This is a genomic window from Streptomyces sp. NPDC014676, assembly GCF_043084105.1.
Taxonomy (GTDB): Bacteria; Actinomycetota; Actinomycetes; order Streptomycetales; family Streptomycetaceae; genus Streptomyces.
In genome coordinates this window covers 38,149-54,665 of sequence record NZ_JBIBZI010000001.1, presented here as the reverse complement: position 1 = coordinate 54,665, position 16,517 = coordinate 38,149, and the positions used below count along the sequence as shown (strand labels likewise).

At 69.4% G+C, this 16,517-nt stretch carries 5 protein-coding genes; 1 reads left to right on the top strand and 4 read right to left on the bottom strand.

Annotated elements, in window-relative coordinates:
* Nucleotides 1-9: 9 nt before the first annotated feature.
* On the bottom strand, nucleotides 10-7,182 hold the full coding sequence (locus tag ACF1DX_RS00175) for a polymorphic toxin-type HINT domain-containing protein (RefSeq protein WP_391789002.1): 7,173 nt from the start codon (nucleotides 7,180-7,182) through the stop codon (nucleotides 10-12).
* A gap of 541 nt (nucleotides 7,183-7,723) precedes the next feature.
* Here ACF1DX_RS00175 and ACF1DX_RS00170 point away from each other — a divergent pair.
* On the top strand, nucleotides 7,724-11,209 hold the full coding sequence (locus ACF1DX_RS00170) for a DNRLRE domain-containing protein (RefSeq protein WP_391789001.1): 3,486 nt from the start codon (nucleotides 7,724-7,726) through the stop codon (nucleotides 11,207-11,209).
* A gap of 87 nt (nucleotides 11,210-11,296) precedes the next feature.
* Here ACF1DX_RS00170 and ACF1DX_RS00165 read toward each other — a convergent pair whose 3' ends face one another.
* From ACF1DX_RS00165 to ACF1DX_RS00155, 3 genes are read right to left on the bottom strand one after another with little or no spacing between them, the layout of a single operon-like run.
* Nucleotides 11,297-12,610 (bottom strand): acyltransferase, encoded by a 1,314-nt coding sequence (locus ACF1DX_RS00165; protein WP_391789000.1) that lies wholly within the window; start codon nucleotides 12,608-12,610, stop codon nucleotides 11,297-11,299.
* A complete protein-coding gene (locus ACF1DX_RS00160; protein WP_391788999.1) occupies nucleotides 12,607-14,805 on the bottom strand; it encodes a polysaccharide deacetylase family protein in 2,199 nt (732 codons plus the stop codon). The genes ACF1DX_RS00165 and ACF1DX_RS00160 overlap by 4 nt, the downstream gene beginning before the upstream one ends.
* Nucleotides 14,805-16,406: a hypothetical protein gene (locus ACF1DX_RS00155; protein WP_391788998.1), complete on the bottom strand. Its 1,602-nt coding sequence runs from the start codon at nucleotides 16,404-16,406 to the stop codon at nucleotides 14,805-14,807. Before ACF1DX_RS00155 ends, ACF1DX_RS00160 begins: the two co-directional genes overlap by 1 nt.
* Nucleotides 16,407-16,517: the final 111 nt, after the last annotated feature.

The following is a 16,517-nucleotide window of genomic DNA, read 5'->3' as shown; positions in this document are numbered from 1 at the left end:
TTCCTCATGTCAGGGAGTAACAGGGTAGAACTGGCCGACTCGGCCTTTATTCATGCCGAGAACATAGTCTACTCCGTTGACGTTTCCCTGAATCTGATACATACCCCTGCTTCCTCGCTGAACGAGCGTATCTCTGTTCTGGCGCATGACCTGCCCGATTGCGTCCTGAACATCAGCAACGCTCATCTTGGGGTCGAAGAAAGACTGCTGAGCCTTTACCGAGCCATCCCACATCTTCGGATGATGACGAGTGAGGATGTGCTCCATTCCCTTCTTGTCCAGAAGGAAGGCCTGGTTCCCGAACTGGAAGCGTTGGCTGCTCCAATCCCGGAGGGCCGGAATGCACCCTCCACTGTTGTGAACCAGTATCGGAGTATTCCCCGCCAGCACATAGTACGTGTGCAGGTCGTCAACCGTGAGGTTGTAGGTACGGGCATGCATAGTGAAGGCACGGTTTCCGGTGACGATGACTGTGTCGCCGGTGTCGGTGCGCAGGGTCATGCCCGCGGCGAGTTCGCCCGCTTCGATCCAGTCCCGCTCCGACGGGGACCAGAAGGGATGCTCGTGGGTCGCGGTGAGTTCCTCGATGCCGTCGGCCGTGGCGATCGACAGCTCGTTGAAGTGCTTGTCGTCCTCGGTGACGATGAGGCGGGTGACCTTACGGGGGCCCGTCTCGCCGGTTTCCGGGTCGGTGGCCAGGACCTCGTCCCCGAGCTCGACGTCCTCGATGTCCTTGGTGGTCCCGTCGGCCATGAGGACGTCCGTGCCGGCTAGGAAGCATCGCGTGCACGTGACTGCATCAACAGCATCATCGGCTTTCTTCACCTTCAGGAACTTCAAGCCCTTCAGGGCCTTGAACCAGGGAAGGTCAGTCGCGGCCCAGCCGCAATGGGAATTGATGCCGGGGTTTTTTCCGCACGCCTTCCACTCGCCGACATCCGGGAGAACCACGGACTTGAGCGCCTTCCAGATTCCCTCAACCCCGGGGACGGGAGAGTGGTAGGGGAGGGAATTTTTGATGTGCTCGTCTACCGATTTCCCATACCCGCTGTAACTAGCCGAGGAACAGCCTGGGAACCCACACCGGTAATCAGCGGCTGCTGAATTGGTGGTACCAACGCTGCCAGTGCTGCCGCCTCCGCCTTTGCCACCTCCGGATGTCGAGTAGAGAATTTTGCCGTCGTGGTCGTAGCAGTGCGTCGTGGTGCAGCCGGGGCCGTTCTCCGGGGTCCAGACGGAGTCCGGGTTGTTCACGCTGCATCCGTCGCAGAACAGGCCGGTGGGGTCCGAGTGGGTGACCGGATTGTTGTTGCTGTACGCGTACCCGTTCATCTGGAGCGGGTCCGCGATGTCGATGACCGGGTCCGCCGAGAGGAAGCGGCCGGAGTCCTGGTCGTACTCGCGGGCGCCGATGTGGGTCAGCCCGGTGGCCGTGTCGTCGATGCCGACGCCCAGGTAGCCGCGCTTGTTCGGCCAGGCCGACGGCTTGGTCCCGCGGGTCTCGCCGTAGGGCTTGAAGGCCCGGCGGGTGACCGCCTGGCCGCTCGACAGGGAGACCGCCGTGTTCGCCGTGCCGAGGTGGTCGGTGAGCAGCACGCTGAGCTGGTGACCCGTCGTCGCGCCGTTGCTCGTCGTGCGGGTCACCGACGGTGCGCCGGCCTGCCCGTAGGTGCGGGAGGCCCGGACGATCGCCCCGGTGGCGTCGGTCGTCACCTCGGTCTCGCCCAGGTAGAGCGTCGAACCCGACGGGGAGTTCTCCAGGACGCGGTTTCCGGCGGTGTCGTAGACGTACGTGGTCTTCTTGCCGTCGTCCGTGATCGTGTCGAGCTTGTTCTCGTGCGTCCAGGTGAGGTTCTGCGTGGTGGCGGACAGGTCGCGGACCTCGGTGTTGCCCGTCGCGTCGTACGCGTAGCTGCTGCCCTTGCCGGCCGGGTCGGAGCTGACCCATTTCAGCGTGTGCGGCTGGGTCGTTCCGTGGCCGTACGTGAAGCCGACGTTCTTCGTCGCGTCCGCCGGGTCGTGCTCGGTCATGGCGGCGCGGTTGCCGAGCCAGTCGAAGGTGAAGGACTGGTGGTAGGCGGTCCCTCCGGTGGAGACCGTAGCCGCGTCGGGAGCGGTGGCCGCCCGGGTGGAGGCCAGCGAGGTGTCCGGGCTCGACACGTCCGTCGACGCGTCGGGGGCGTCGGCCACCGGACCGGACGAGGCCATGTAGTCCGTGCGGGGGCCCCAGGTCGCGCCGTTCGACGCCTTGCAGCCGTCGTCGGAGCCGGTCGGGGTGATGTTCGACGTCCAGGCGTTGAGCAGTTCACCCATCACGTCGTAGGTGAAGCACTGGGTGTCCCACGACGAGCCCGAGGCGTCCGTCAGCCGGCGTGCGTGGGAGGTGACGGTGCCGGACTTGTCGTACGCGTAGTAGCCGTCGGCGATGCGGTGCGGACCGGAGGTCTCACGGTCCGCGACCGTGCGCTGGAGCCGGCCGGTGTGCGGGTCGACGAAGTTCGTCGTCCACACCCGGTACGGCTGCGCGCCGGACACCGTGCGCAGGGCCTCGCCGTAGGGCGAGTAGGTCACATCGGACGTGTACCAGGCCAGGCCCGACGTCGACTCGGGGAGGCCGTCCGCGTTGTAGCGGGTGACGACCTTCTCCTGCGCCAGCCCGCCCACGGCGGGCAGCGTGACCGACTGGACCTGTCCGGTGACGGGTGTGTAGGTGTACGCGTAGGTGTAGGTCCCGGCGACGCCCGTCGTCAGCGAGCTGGGCGGGATTACCGTCTCCGTGCCGGTGGGCCGGTACTCGGTGTCGTAACCGGTGACGCGCTCGATGTAGTCCCCGTTCAAGGTGTGCCGGATCGAGGCGACCGGCTGCCCGAGCGCGCCCGGCAAGCTGTCGTACGTGAACTCCTTGACCGGGACGGCCGTCGCGGAGCCCTCACGGACGGACTCCACCCGGCCCAGCTCGTCGTACTCGGTGTACGTCGTCCTGGACTCGGCGTCCGTCACCTTTTCCGGCCGGTCGGCCTCGTCGTACCACGTCTTCGTCTCGCCCGTGTCGGGGTCGGTGGCGGAGGTCACCCGTCCCCGTGCGTCGTACGTGTACGTCCACGCGTTGCCGGCCGGGTCGGTGACCTTGGTGCGGTAGCCGCGCGCGTCGTACTCGTACGAGGTGGCGCGCCCCTCGGCGGTGCTCCCGTCGTCCTTGTAGTGGCGGACGGAGGTGACCCTGCCGAGGGCGTCGGTGAAGGTGCGGGTCCGCGGGACCGTGGATCCGGCGGGGTCAACGTACGTGCTGGTGTCGCTGTAGTAGGTGTAGGTCGCGTACGCGAAGTCGCCGTCGTGGTACGTCGACTCGCGCTGCTTGCGCTCCAGGCCGTCGTAGCGGTACTTGATCCAGCTCGGGATCAGGGACCGGGACCTGGGGGCGAAGAGCTCGGCGGCCGGTTCGCCCTTCGCGAGGTACCCGCTGGTCTGCTCGTCGACCAGGCCGTGGTCGTTGTAGGTGGTGTCGGTGACGACACGGCCGGGGCCGTGGGCTTCGGACTGCGTCTGCACGGGGCGCATCAGGCCGTCGTAGATCGCCACCTGACGGCTGTACGTCCCGTCGTCCTTGAGGTTCTTGGTGGTGACCGCGGCAGGGCGGGTCGTCTCGGCGGTGGCGATCGCCGCCTGGTACGAGATCTCCACGTCGGGCGACTTGCCGCCGGAGGAGCGGGACGGCGACCAGCCCTTCACCAGGCGCCCGAGGGCGTCGTACTCGTTGCGCGTGACCCGGCCGTTGGCGTCGGTGACCGTCAGCGCCAGGCTCCGGCCGGGGTCGAAGGTCGTCGTGACGGCATGGCCCTTGGCGTTGATCACCTTGGTGGCGGTGACCGGACCGCCGGCGTCCGCGGGGGTGTACTGCGTCTCGGTCGTGCCGACGCCCGGGCTGGCGACCGTGCGGACGCGGCCCAGCGGGTCGTACGTCGTGCTGGTGACGACCGAGTAGGAGGTCCCGGCACCGTCGACACCGGCCTGGGAGGTGAGCAGGCCCTTGGTCGGGGTCGCGCCGTACGACAGGTTGTCGTAGCTGTTGTGGACCGCCTTGACGAGCTTGGTCGCGGGGTCCGCGGTGTCGTACCCCGCGCACGAGGTGCCCGTGGTCCGCTGTTCCTTCGTCAGGCCGATCAGCCACGCCGTGGTGTTGTGCACGTACGACGTCCTGGTGCAGCTCTGGTCGGACAGGGTCTCGCCGGTGCCGTTCGGCTTGACCACGGACGTCTCGACCTGGACCGGCAGACCGTAGGTGTCGTCGACGGTTGTCAGGGTCCGTACCGCCCGCCAGCTCGTGTCGACGGTCTGGATCTCGTCCGACCGTTTGACGCCGGTGCGGTGGGCGAGCAGCGGGTCGAGGGCGGTGCCGTTCTCGGCCTCACGGGAGCGGGAGGCGGTCTGCCTCGACCAGGGGAAGCTCAGGGCACGCTTCTGCACCCGCTTGTCGGAGTCCAGGTAGGTGATGCTCTCCGCCGTCATGCCCGCGTACTGCGGTGCGTCGTCGGTGACCAGCGTGTACGTACCCGTGGAGTCCTTGACCTGTCCGCCCGTGCCCTGGAAGTACCGGGTCTCGGAGTACGACTGCCCCTGTGGCTCGCCCGACTGGGAGGTGGTCTTGCTCCCCTTGGTGACCGCGACCTGGCGGTAGCCCTGCCAGACGCTGAACGTCCGCAGGGACGGTCGGGTGAACTCGTCGTCGCTCTTGGCCCAGGCGGGGCCGGTGTACTTGTACGTCGTATAAACGGGCTTGCCGTGCGAGGTGACCTTGTCGGTCTGGGTGACGGAGTGGACGACGTACTTGTTGAACCACGCCTTCGCCGGCGTCTTCTCGTCACCGTCCGGCGACCAGCGGACCGGGTAGCAGGTGCCGTTGTCCTTGCCCTTGTCCTCGGACGGCTCACTGGCGCAGCCGCCCTTGTACTCGACCTCGATGTCACCGCCGTGCTCCGTCGCGACCGTACCGATGCGGGGCCGGGTGAAGGCGGGACGCTGGTCGTCCGGGCCGCTGGGCACGAGGTTGGGAAGCTGGCGGTCCTTCAGTCTCGCGCGCAGGGGTGACGTGGAGCCGACCGAGTACTCGGCGAAGCTGACACCGTCCTTGTGCTGGAGAGTGCCGGTGGTGTCACCGGGGGCGAAGCCCCGGCGGGTGATCGAGTTCAGCCACAAACCGGGGGCCGTGTCGTACCAGTCCTCCGGGAAGGACTGGTGGAGCTGGTAGGTGTCGACCTTGCCCAGGCCGGTCTGGCCGGCGCGGGCGGCCTTCGTCGTCACCGTGTCCAGACGCATCTGCGTCCAGAACGACGGGAAGGCGGGGCACAGCTTCGACGTCGACTTGCAGTTGAGGTTGCCGGGAGTGTCCCACCAGGGGCGGTAGGCCCCAGGATCGTCGGTCTTGGCGAAGTTCGCCGCGTCGCAGGCCGTCTCCGACTTCAGGCAGCGCTGCTCGGCGCCGAACTCGACCGTCGCGGACGGCTTGGTGAGGTCGGAGGAGCGCATGCCGTACTCGATGGTCGTCGGGTAGGCGGAACGCTCGTACTGCTCGGGGGAAGAGAACTTCTTCTTCACCGCGTAGTGGTTCGTCTCCTGCTTCCAGTTGACGACCATCACGTTGCCGTGCACGTCGACGACCTTGTCGAGGCCCCAGCGCCAGGCCTGCTGCCGGCCGGTCCCGCAGCGGGAGTCGGCGAACGCGGTGGCGTGACAGGGTTCCCCCGGGTGGTTGCCGAAGACGGGCACGGTGGAAACGGAGTTGGCGTCGGAGTGACCGCCGCCGACCTGGTTGAGGCCGAAGTAGTACTTGGTGCCGTCCGTGGTGGTGACGATCCAGTACTCGCCGTTGTCGTCGCCGTTGGTCCCGCCCGTCCTGCGCTCGACGCGGGTGCCGTCGTCGGTCTGGGCACGGTAGACCTCGGTGTCGGTCTCCGGGTCGCTGCCCGCGGGGGCGTCCCGCACGAGCTCGACGTTCCTGCCTCCCAGGGACATCACCGCGTTGTACGACACCCAGCACAGGTCGGAGGTCTTGTCCGCCTTGGCCGTGTTGTTGGGGGTGCCCGCGTCCAGGGTCTTGCGGTCGTCCTGGCAGGAGCGGTAGCGGCGCTCGATGTGACCGGGGTCGTAGTCCCAGCCCTCACCGATCCAGGAGGACTGGGGTGAGGAGACCGCGACGCGGCCGTCCACCGACTGGGAGTTGTAGGTGAAGGCGATCTGCGGAGCGGGACCTGCCGGAGCGGCGGGAACCGTCAGCGGGTACGACCAGGTGAACGCTCCCGAGGAGCCACCGGCCTGCCAGGAGCCGCTGGAGGCCAGCGGCGTGGCCTTGAAGGTCCCTCCCGCGCCTCCGCCGGAATCGACCGCGCCGACAACGGCCGTGTCGCCACCTGCTGCGGCCGGCGTGACCGAGGCGCGGTACGCGGCCTGAACGACGGAGGGCCCGGTGGCTTCGGAGGTCTTCGCCACGGCCGGTGTGACGGTGCCGTCCGCCGCCGTGTCGACCGTCGCGGTGATCGTCTGGGTCCTGGTGTCGTTGGTCGTCTCCAGTTCCTCGTACGTCTGGCACGCCTCGACGTCGGGCGTGGTCAGGTAGCACTCCGGGAACTGGACGAAGCGCAACCGGGAGGCCCAGTCCGCGCCGTAGAGGTTCTTGAACTTCGCGTAGTCGAGCTCGACCGAGACAGGCACGGAGCCGGTGGCGGGAGCCTGGACGGTGATGAGCGCGCCGTCGACCCCCTGGGAGACGGGCGCGGTGCGGGCGGTGACGGACACCTGCCAGGTGCCGGTGGGCGCGGGCTGGTCCGCAGCCTGCCCGAGGCTGACGGGAAGGTCCTCGACCGGGGTGAGGTCGACCTGCTGGGCGTCCGTGCCCGCGCGCACGGTGGCCTGGTCGGCCGCCGCGGCAGAGCCGAAGCTGACGAGCCCGGAGTCGGCGGCAGGCGCCGTCGCCGTGCCGGCCGGGGCTTGTTCCTGGTCTGCGGGGACGTCGACCTTCAGGGTTTCCAGGTCCCGCTCGAAGGCCTCGCCCGAAAGCGGCTTATCCTGGTCGAGCGCCTCGAGGTCAAGGGTTTCACGGCCCTTCTCGGCCACGGACGGATCGGGTGGAAGGGCCAGTGACTGCGTGGGCAGGAGGCCCACCAGCAGGGCCGCCCCGATGGTGGGCACGACGGCCGCGCGCACACGGCGCGTGCGGCCACGGCGGGCAGGTGAGTAGCGACCGAACACGACGGGGTCCCCCCGGACCAGTGAGGCGGGACCGGGTTCGGACCACGCGTGATGGCGTATCAGATGAGCTGATTTTGTGCAGCGTCTGTGAAGTTCCGCCAGATCGACCGCGCCGATGTGATCACCATCACGTTGCGTAACACTTCATAACCTTCCGTAATGCACAGTTCTCGCCTATCGACTGTAACGCCGACACCCGCATTTCCCTGAGGTAGCGCGCGATTCATCGGATTCAGTCGCAAACACTCATCTACGCGAGGAGTTTTTGCCCTGCTTGAAACTGAATTGAGGTCAGCTTAAAAGCCTGAAACGGCAGTTGACGGTAATTCGTGTCCTCTGGAGGTACGGCCCCGGTGCTCGTTCCGCTCATCCCACGTGTTCAACGCGAAGCGTGACGTCGGCGCGCTCATGGGTCATCATCGGCTCGCCCGGCCGCGCCTGTTTCCGTGCCGGTTCCAAGGGGGGAAGGGGAACTCGCCCGATGACGCGCACAGAGCGCACCCGGCGCCTGGGGCTGCCCGGAAATCGGACCACCGCCGCCGTACTGACCGCGGCTCTCGCCGCCACTGGCATCACCTTCGTTGGCCTCGGCCTGGACGACTCCGGCTCACACGGGGAACCGCACCGCGACCGAAGTGTGAAGCCGGTGACCGAAGCCACCGCTGTGTCACGGGCGCGGAAGACCGGCAAGCCCGTCGAGGTCACCGCATCGCGTACGGCGCGCTCCACCACGTGGGCGCGGCCCGACGGCCTCATGGTCAAGAACCTGCACTCCTCGCCGATCCGGGCCAAGGTGGGCGGCGAGTGGAAGGACATCGACTACGACCTCCACCGCACCGAGGACGGCTGGGAACCGAAGGCGACCAACGCGCGGATGGTCTTCTCGGCCGGTTCCGACAAGGGCTCGCCGACGCGGGAGGACCGGCGTGCCTCGCGCTCGACCGTACGCCGCGTCTCTCTGCTCAACGGGGCCGGGGCCGCTTCGGACGAAACCGCGAGCCCGCTCGTCACCCTGACCGTCGACGGCCACGACATCCAGCTCACCTGGCCGGGCGCCGTCCCCGCCCCCGTCATCGACGGTTCGCGGGCCCTGTACCCGGAGATCTTCCCGGGCGCCGATCTGGTGCTCACGGCCGACGACGAAGGCTTCGCCCAACTACTGGTCCTGAAGAACCGGCAGGCAGCAGCCGACCCCCGTGCCCAGCGGCTGTCGTACGGCATCACCTCTCCGGACCTGACCTTCCGGCTGGACCCGGTCACGGGTGTCCTGTCCGCCGAGAACTTCTACGCCCAAGAGATCGCGGTCTCGCCGACCCCGCTGATGTGGGACAGCAGCGGAGCGCCGGCGGTGACGGACGGCGGCGTCGGCGCGACCGCACAGCCGACCGCCGAGGAGAGCCCGGAGCCGAGCACCTCGCCCTCGGACGAGCCGAGCAACGGCGCGAGCCCGACCGAGGAGCTCATCGAGACCGACGAACAGGCCGACACCACCCCGGAAACCCTGCCGGCGGCCAGCGACGGTCCCGAGGTGATGGTGTCGGAGTCACCATTGCCGTCCGCGCCGGCGGAGCCGACGCCCGCGCCCACACAGCCCGGTCCAGCGGCCACCCTTGGCCTGGCCGGGCTCGACGGGCCCTCGCCCGACTCTCGCGGTGAGCTGGTGGAGGCGGACCTGACCGGGGCGAACTGGGTCCTCACCCCCGAGCCGTCCTTCCTCGACGACCCGGCGACCACCTATCCGGTGTTCGTCGACCCGTCGGTGAAGAAGCACACCCAGAACTGGACCACCGCCTACAGCCGACACCCCAACGCCACGTTCTACAACGGCAAGGGCTTCAACAAGGGCGGTACGCACGAGGCGCGGGTCGGCTTCGAGTCGGACACCTGGGGTACCTCGCGCTCGTACTTCAACATCGCCTTCGACAAGGATCTCAAGGGCACGAAGATCACCAGTGCGAAGCTGCGGATGCTGGAGACGTACTCCTGGTCGTGCAGCGCCCGCTCGATGAGCGTGCACCTCACCGGAGCGGTCAACGGGCACACCAACTGGAAGAACGCGCCGAAGCTGACCGACGGCAACAAGTTCGCGACCAAGAGCTTCGCGCACGGCTACAAGTCCGGCTGCCGGGACGCCTACGAGACCTTCGACGTGAAGAAGGCCGCGCAGCAGCGGGCCGACCAGGGCAAGGACAGCATCACGTTCGGGCTGCGGGCACGGGACGAGAAATCGCAGTACGCGTGGAAGAAGTTCCGGGCCAACGGCGACAACGCGCCCATACTGGAACTCGTCTACAACCGCAAGCCGGTCGTCGACTCCAAGTCCCTCGACCTCGGCCCGGACGCCAAGTGCACCACCACCGAACCGTACGTCCGCATGGGCTCGGGCGACCTGACCTTCACCGCACGGGCGTCCGACAAGGACAACAACCTCGACCGCCTGGACTTCGACCTGTGGCCGACGGGCAAGTGGGACACCACCGGTGACCTGCTGAAGACCACCGGGAACGTCTCCGTCGGCGGCGACAAGGACGTCGCTCTGCGCACCACCGGCGGGTTCGCCACCAGCAAGCTCACCAACAACACCCTCTACTCCTGGCGGGTGCGCGCGATCGACGACGCCAACTCCACCTCCGCCTACGCCCCCGCCAAGACACCCTGCCGCTTCGTCCTGGACACCACCGCGCCCAAACCGCCCAAGGTCAGCTCCACCGACTTCCCCAACGCCGACGGCAGTGAGAACGGCTTCGGCAACGACGCCGAGGACGCCAACTGGTCCGCGAAGAAGTTCGGCACGCCCGGATCCTTCACCGTGCGCGCACTGAACACGGACGTGGTCCGCTACGAGTACGGCTTCAACTCGGCGAGCTACCCGTTCTCCGTGAGCCGCGCCTCCGGGACGGCCACGAGCGTCAGCGCGACGCTGGCGAACGCGAAGCCGCCGACCGCCGGCCCCAACGTGCTGTACGTGCGCACCGTCGACGGTGCGGGCAACCCCTCCCAGGCGACGAAGTACTTCTTCTACGTCACCCCACGCGACCAGGCCGACACCCCCGGCGACTTCACCGGCGACAAACTGCCGGACCTGATGGTCGTCACCGAGGGCGGCAATCTGGCGCTGTACCCCTCCCAGGCCACCAACGACCTGGCCAAGGGCTCGGGCGACCTGGACTACTCCATGTCCGGCGCCTACCGCTCCAACCCCGACAAGGACCCGAACGGCGACAACCTGCCCCCGTACGTCGCCGCACCCTCCGGCCACTTCAAGGGCGCCCTGATCACCCACAACGGCGACATCTACGGCGGTGACGGCCTCCAGGACCTCATCGTCCGCGTCGGCAGCAAGCTCTGGGTCTACCCCGGCGACGGCTACGGCGCGGTCAACATCGACCGCCGGGTGGAGATCCTCCTGCCCGACAACGCGCCCAGCCCCGCCTCCCTCACCCAGATCGTCTCGGCGGGCGACGCCACCGGGGACGGCCGCACGGACTTCTTCGCCACCGTGGGCGAGGAGATCTGGGCCTTCACCGGCTACCACGGCGCCACCGTCGACAAGGCGATCCGGCTGTCCTCCACCCCCTGGGCCGACCGCGACATCGTCACCGCGGCCGACATCAGCGGCGACGGGGTGACCGACCTGGTCTACCGCAGCGACGCCTCCGGCCGGCTCCTCCTGCGCAAGGGCATCAAGGCCGCCGGCGGCGGAACCGACCTGACCTCCCTGGCCTCCGCCGCCAACTCCGCCGACGGCACCGACGCCGTCTACGGCGCCTCCGGCTGGGGCAGCTCCAGCATCTACCTGCTGATCGGCACGCCGGACGCCAACGGCGACGCCATCCCCGACATCTGGACCGCACGCACCGACGGAACCGTCCGTTTCTACGCCGGCGGCAGGACCGTCCTGTCCGGATCCGGCACCGAGATCATCGGAACGGCGAGCTACTGGAAGACACGCATCGCCATCGGGTGAGCCGCACGGCTGCAAGCGAAGCGGGCGAGGGCCGTCGGGTAACACTTCCGACGGCCCTCGCCCGCTTCGCGCGTCAGCACCGTGATGTCAGCCCCGGTGCACCCCGGCGCTCGGCTGGGAACGCTTGCTCTTGCTTCCGTCCGGCCACAATTGCGGCTTGCGCTTCGCCGCCACGTCCTCCATCCAGCCGAACCACACGACACAACTGCCGATGAGCACCCAGGCGAGGACCAGGACCGGCCAGGGGCTTTCCAGAAGCCAGGGGACGTTCTCGTACAGCACGTCGAAGCCCCACAGTTGGTCCCACAGCGTGGCGGCGATCAGGATGCAGAGGTTGTGCCACAGGTAGATCGTCACCGCCCGCGAGTTGAGCAGCGTGATCAGCCGGTCCCAGCGGCGCAGCGGGCGCGGCCACTCGGACCACGACGGGCTCAGGTGCAGGAGCAGGAGCACCGTCGCGAAGGACCAGACGGCTTGGGCGAAGGGGATGGAGTCCAGGTCGTAGCCGGTCTTGAAGCCCTGCCTGAAGGCGTACCAGAGACCCAGGGCAGCGATCACCGGTGCCACCGAGGGCACGATGTAGCGCGGGAGGCGCTTGAGGATGCCCTCCTGATGGGCCATGCCCAGGACCCAGCAGGCGCCGAAGGTGCTGAAGTCCGTGAGGGCCGAGGGGAACCGCTCGCCGGGCAGGTTGAGGTAGCCGAACTCGAGGGCGGCCGAGAGCGCCAGAGGCGCCAGGAGCGTCACCCACGGGAACGCGCGAAGGGCGCGCAGGAGGAACGGGGAGAGCAGCACGTACCAGAGGTAGGCGCGGATGTACCACAGCGGACCCGCGAAGTCCGAGGCCCAGTTCTCGCCCAGGATGCCATGGATACCGGGCAGATCCTCGCCATAGGGCGGGTCGCTCAGCGGCAGGATCCAGTAGAGGAGGTGGAACCACCACCAGCCCGGATGACCGTCGTCGTCGGGCCCCCAGCCCTGCAGCAGCATGCCTGCCACACCCAACGCGCCCATCAGCCACAGCGGTGGCAGCAGTCGGCGCATCCGGCTCCGTACGACCTGTACGGCCGGACGTTTGAGGGAGCGCGCCATGAGGTTGCCGGCGAGGGCGAACATCACGCCCATGGACGGGAACACCACGGGCAGCCAGGCCCAGCCCATCAGGTGGTAGAGGACCACCCGGAAGAGGGCCACCGCCCTCAGGAGGTCGAAGTACCGGTCCCGGCCCGGCTTCTTGGCCGCCGGAGCGGGAGCCGGCTCGGGCGCGGGTTCGGCCGCGCGCTGCTGCGGGAGTGTGTACGGCGTCTCCGGGACCGCGCCCGCGCTCCCCGCGTGCGGCGTTCCGTACGGGCCCGCCGGTTCCGGGCTCGTGCCCGTACCGGTCGTGTATCCGTGGGTCATGCCACGGGCCTCCGATCATCGCTGCGCCGGCTCTGGCTCGGTACCGCTCCGCCGACGGGCGCCTCGACGACGCCGGTGCGCCGCAGCTTCTGCCAGCGCAGGCGGCCTCCGGTGAGCGCGGTGATCCAGGACTGGAGCAGCACGACGTACATGAGCTGGCGATAGAGGATCTGCTGCAGCGGCAGCGAGATCAGGTGGGTCATGCGTTCGCGGTCGAGGCGGAAGGCGAAGGCCGCGCAGACCGCCTGGATGGCGAGGACGCCCAGCCACGCCGTGATCGTCTTCTGGGTCGGGCCGAAGACGACGCCGTAGAGCAGGAAGACGTCGATCAGCGGGGCCAGCAGCGGGGCCACGATCATGAACAGGGAGACGAAGGGCAGGCCGATGCGGCCGAAGCGGCCGGAGGGGCCCTTGTCGATCACCGCGCGGCGGTGCTTCCAGATGGCCTGCATGGTGCCGTACGACCAGCGGTAGCGCTGGGACCAGAGCTGGCTGACGGACTCCGGGGCCTCGGTCCAGGCGCGGGCGTTCTCGGCGTAGACCACGCGCCAGCCGGCGCGGTGCAGCGCCATGGTGACGTCGGTGTCCTCGGCGAGGGTGTCGTCGCTCATGCCGCCGATGGGCTCCAGGGCGGAACGGCGGAAGGCGCCGACCGCGCCGGGGATGGTCGGCATGCAGCCGAGGATGTCGTACATCCGGCGGTCCAGGTTGAAGCCCATCACGTACTCGATGTGCTGCCAGGCGCCGATGAGGCTGTCCTTGTTGCCGACCTTGGCGTTGCCCGCCACCGCGCCGACCCTGGGGTCGCCGAAGGGCTGAACGAGTTCGCGGACCGTGGACGGCTCGAAGACGGTGTCGCCGTCCATCATCACGACGATGTCGTAACGGGCGTTGGCCAGACCCCGGTTGAGCGCGGCCGGCTTGCCCGCGTTGAGCTGGCGGATCACCCGTACGTTGGGCAGGCCCATCGCCTCGACGATGCGGGCGGTGCCGTCGGTGGAACCGTCGTCGATGACGAGGACCTCGATCGGGTGCTCGCTCGCCATCAGGGAGTTGACGGTGTTCTCGATGCACTTGGCCTCGTTGTACGCCGGGACCAGCACCGTCACCGGTTCGTTGACCGGCGGGCCCCAGCGGAAGTTCTTCCGGCGGACCCGGCGGGCGTGGACGCCGGAGAGGAGGAGCATCAGGACGAAACGGGCGATGACCAGGGTGCCGATGATCGCGAGGCCGACCACCAGGACGTCGGTGATGTGCTCGGAGGCCTGGACCAGGAAGATCCACGCCTTGCCCTTCCAGAGTTCGGCGCCGGTGACCGGGCTGTGCGCGCTGGGCGCGTCCAGGGCCTCGGTGAGGTTGTCGAACTCGTAGCCCTTGTCCTTGAGGCCGGGCAGGAACTCGTCGAGCGCCGCGACGGTCTGGCTGCGGTCGCCGCCGGAGTCGTGCATCAGGACGATGGCGCCCTTGCCGCCCTCGGGCGTGGCGCGGCGGATGATCTCGTCGACGCCGGGCCGCTTCCAGTCCTCGCTGTCGGTGTTGTTGACGACGGTGAGGTAACCGCGGCTGCCGATGTACTGGGTGACCGGCCAGGACTCGTTGTCCATGGCCTCGGCGAAGGAGGAGTACGGCGGGCGGAAGAGGGAGGTGCGGATGCCGGCCGCGCCGGTGATCGCGAGCTGGTTCTGCGACAGCTCCCAGTCGATGCGCTTTGTGGACTGGAGGGCGAGGTCGGGGTGGTTGAAGGTGTGCAGGCCGATCTCGTGGCCCTCGTCGACCATGCGCTGGACGAGGTCCGGGTAGCGGGAGGCCATGGTGCCGGTGACGAAGAAGACCGCGTGCGCGTCGTGCTTCTTCAGCACGTCGAGCACCTTCGGGGTCCAGGTCGGGTCCGGGCCGTCGTCGAAGGTGAGGACGAGGCGGTGGTCGGGCACGCTCAGGCTCTGGGGCTTGCCCGTGCGGGCGTCGATGACCGGGCCGCCCTCCAGTATGTCCTTCGGCACCTGGGTGGTGGGTGCGGGTTTCTGGACACGGTGGTCGGCGAGGATCTCGCTGTGCACGTATCCGCGCAGCATGAGCATCGCCGCCAGGGCGACGAGGACGAGCACCGGGAGCAGCAGGCGCAGGGGTACACGGCGACGCAGGGCACCGCCACGGGCCTGGCGGGGAGGCCGGTGACGGGGGGAGCGGGATGCCATCAGACGACGTTCTCCGGGGACTGTGCGGCGGGGGTGGTGGACGGGTCCGGCTGAGCGGCGGAGCCGTCGTCGGCGACGACCGGCTGGTCGGCGGGGGCATCGGCGAGGTCGTCGGTGCCGTCGGCCCCTCCACCGCCCGTGGGGGCGGTCGTCACGGGGTCTGGGATCTCCGACACCGGCTGGTCCGCGGGCGGTGTGCTCACGGTGTCGTCCGAGGGTGTGGAGGAGGTGTCCTCGTCACCGCCGGCGGCCGGGTCCGTGCTGTTCTGCTCGGTCGTCGGCGGTGTCGGGTCGGCGGCGTCCGGCTGGTTCCCGGTGCCGGTTCCGCCGCCCGCCACGGGGGCGGTGGTGTCGGGCGCGGGCAGGGTCGGGGTGCCGGTGGTCGGCGTGCCGCCCGGGAGGAGGCCGGTGCCGGAGCCGGGTGTGGCGTCCGTCTCGGTGGGCTGTGGTGTCGTCTCGACCTGACCGGCGGGCTTGTCCTCCTGGCCGGGGACGGGCATCCAGGGGGCGTCGGAGTTGCCGGACAGCAGCGTGGCGACCATGACGACGGCGTAGCCGGCGCAGGCGAGGCCGACGGCCAGGCCGATACGGCGGTAGAGCCGGCTGCGGCGGCCGGACTCGTCGACGAACACGGGACCACCGGCGGCGTCCTGCCCGCCGCCGCCCGCCCGGCCCGGCGCGCGGCGCAGTTCGAGGCCCTCCCCTATCTGCACGGAGTCGAGCTGGACCGTCACCTCGTGCGGGTCGTGGGTGGCCGCGGCGGAGTCGCCGGCCTCCTCCTGCCAGGGGTCACGGACGGAGGTACGGGAGGCCGTCGGGGCGCCGGAGTCCGAAGAAGGGCTCAGGAACTCGGTCGGGGCCCCGGAGTCCGAGGACGGGCTCAGGAACTCGGTCGGGGCGTCGGCTGCGCCGGGGGCGGACGACGAGTGCCCGGAGGCCGCGGGGAAGACGGCGGTCCCGGCCTCGGACGACGGGCCCGCGGAAGCCGGCGGGAAGTCGGCCGCTCCGGTGCCGAACGGTGGGGCGCCGGTCACGCCCCGGCCGCCCGAGGGGCGTGCCCCGCCCGGTCGGGAGGAGGGGTCGGCCGGCTTGGCGCCGGGGGCGCCGCCCGGCTGGCGGGGGACGCGCAGGGCGGTGGTGCGCTCGGTGTCCCAGGGAACGTCCGGCCGGCTCTCGGACGGCGCGGTCCGGTGCGGCGCCGCGGGGCGCCCGGCGTGCCGGGGACCGTCCACCGGGCTTCCGGACGGCGTCGTCCGCCCCGGCGCCGCGGGGCGCCGGGCGGTCCAGGGGCCGTCCGGCCGGCCCGCGGACGGTGCCGCGGGGCCACGGGTGTCGCCGGGCCGCGGTCCGGGCCGGGCGGAGGGCTCCGCGCGGTGAGCGGTGTCGGGCAGGACCTGGGTCTTGTCGTCACCGCCGGGGAAGACTCCGAGGCGGGCCCAGCGGTCGTCGAGGGAGCCGGCGTCGCGCACGTCCGCGTCGGCGGGCTTCTCTCTCAGGGGGAGGACTCTCGTCTCGCGCAGGTCCTCGTCCTCGGCGTTCCCGTCGAACGCCGACACGGCCTCGGGCCGATCCGGTTGGGCGTCTTCTCGCCAGTTCTCCACGCGCACGCACTTCCCCCCAGAGGACATTTCCGGCGCGCGTACGACCCGAGCACCCGCCGACGGACCGGGCCCCCACCCGCTCCGAGCGCCCCGGTTATCACACTGTGCTCG

Bases quoted from the DNA above. Each gene is read 5' to 3' on its own strand.
- ACF1DX_RS00170 (WP_391789001.1), top strand. From the start codon at position 7,724: ATGACGCGCACAGAGCGCACCCGGCGCCTGGGGCTGCCCGGAAATCGG.
- ACF1DX_RS00165 (WP_391789000.1), bottom strand. From the start codon at position 12,610: ATGACCCACGGATACACGACCGGTACGGGCACGAGCCCGGAACCGGCG.
- ACF1DX_RS00160 (WP_391788999.1), bottom strand. From the start codon at position 14,805: ATGGCATCCCGCTCCCCCCGTCACCGGCCTCCCCGCCAGGCCCGTGGC.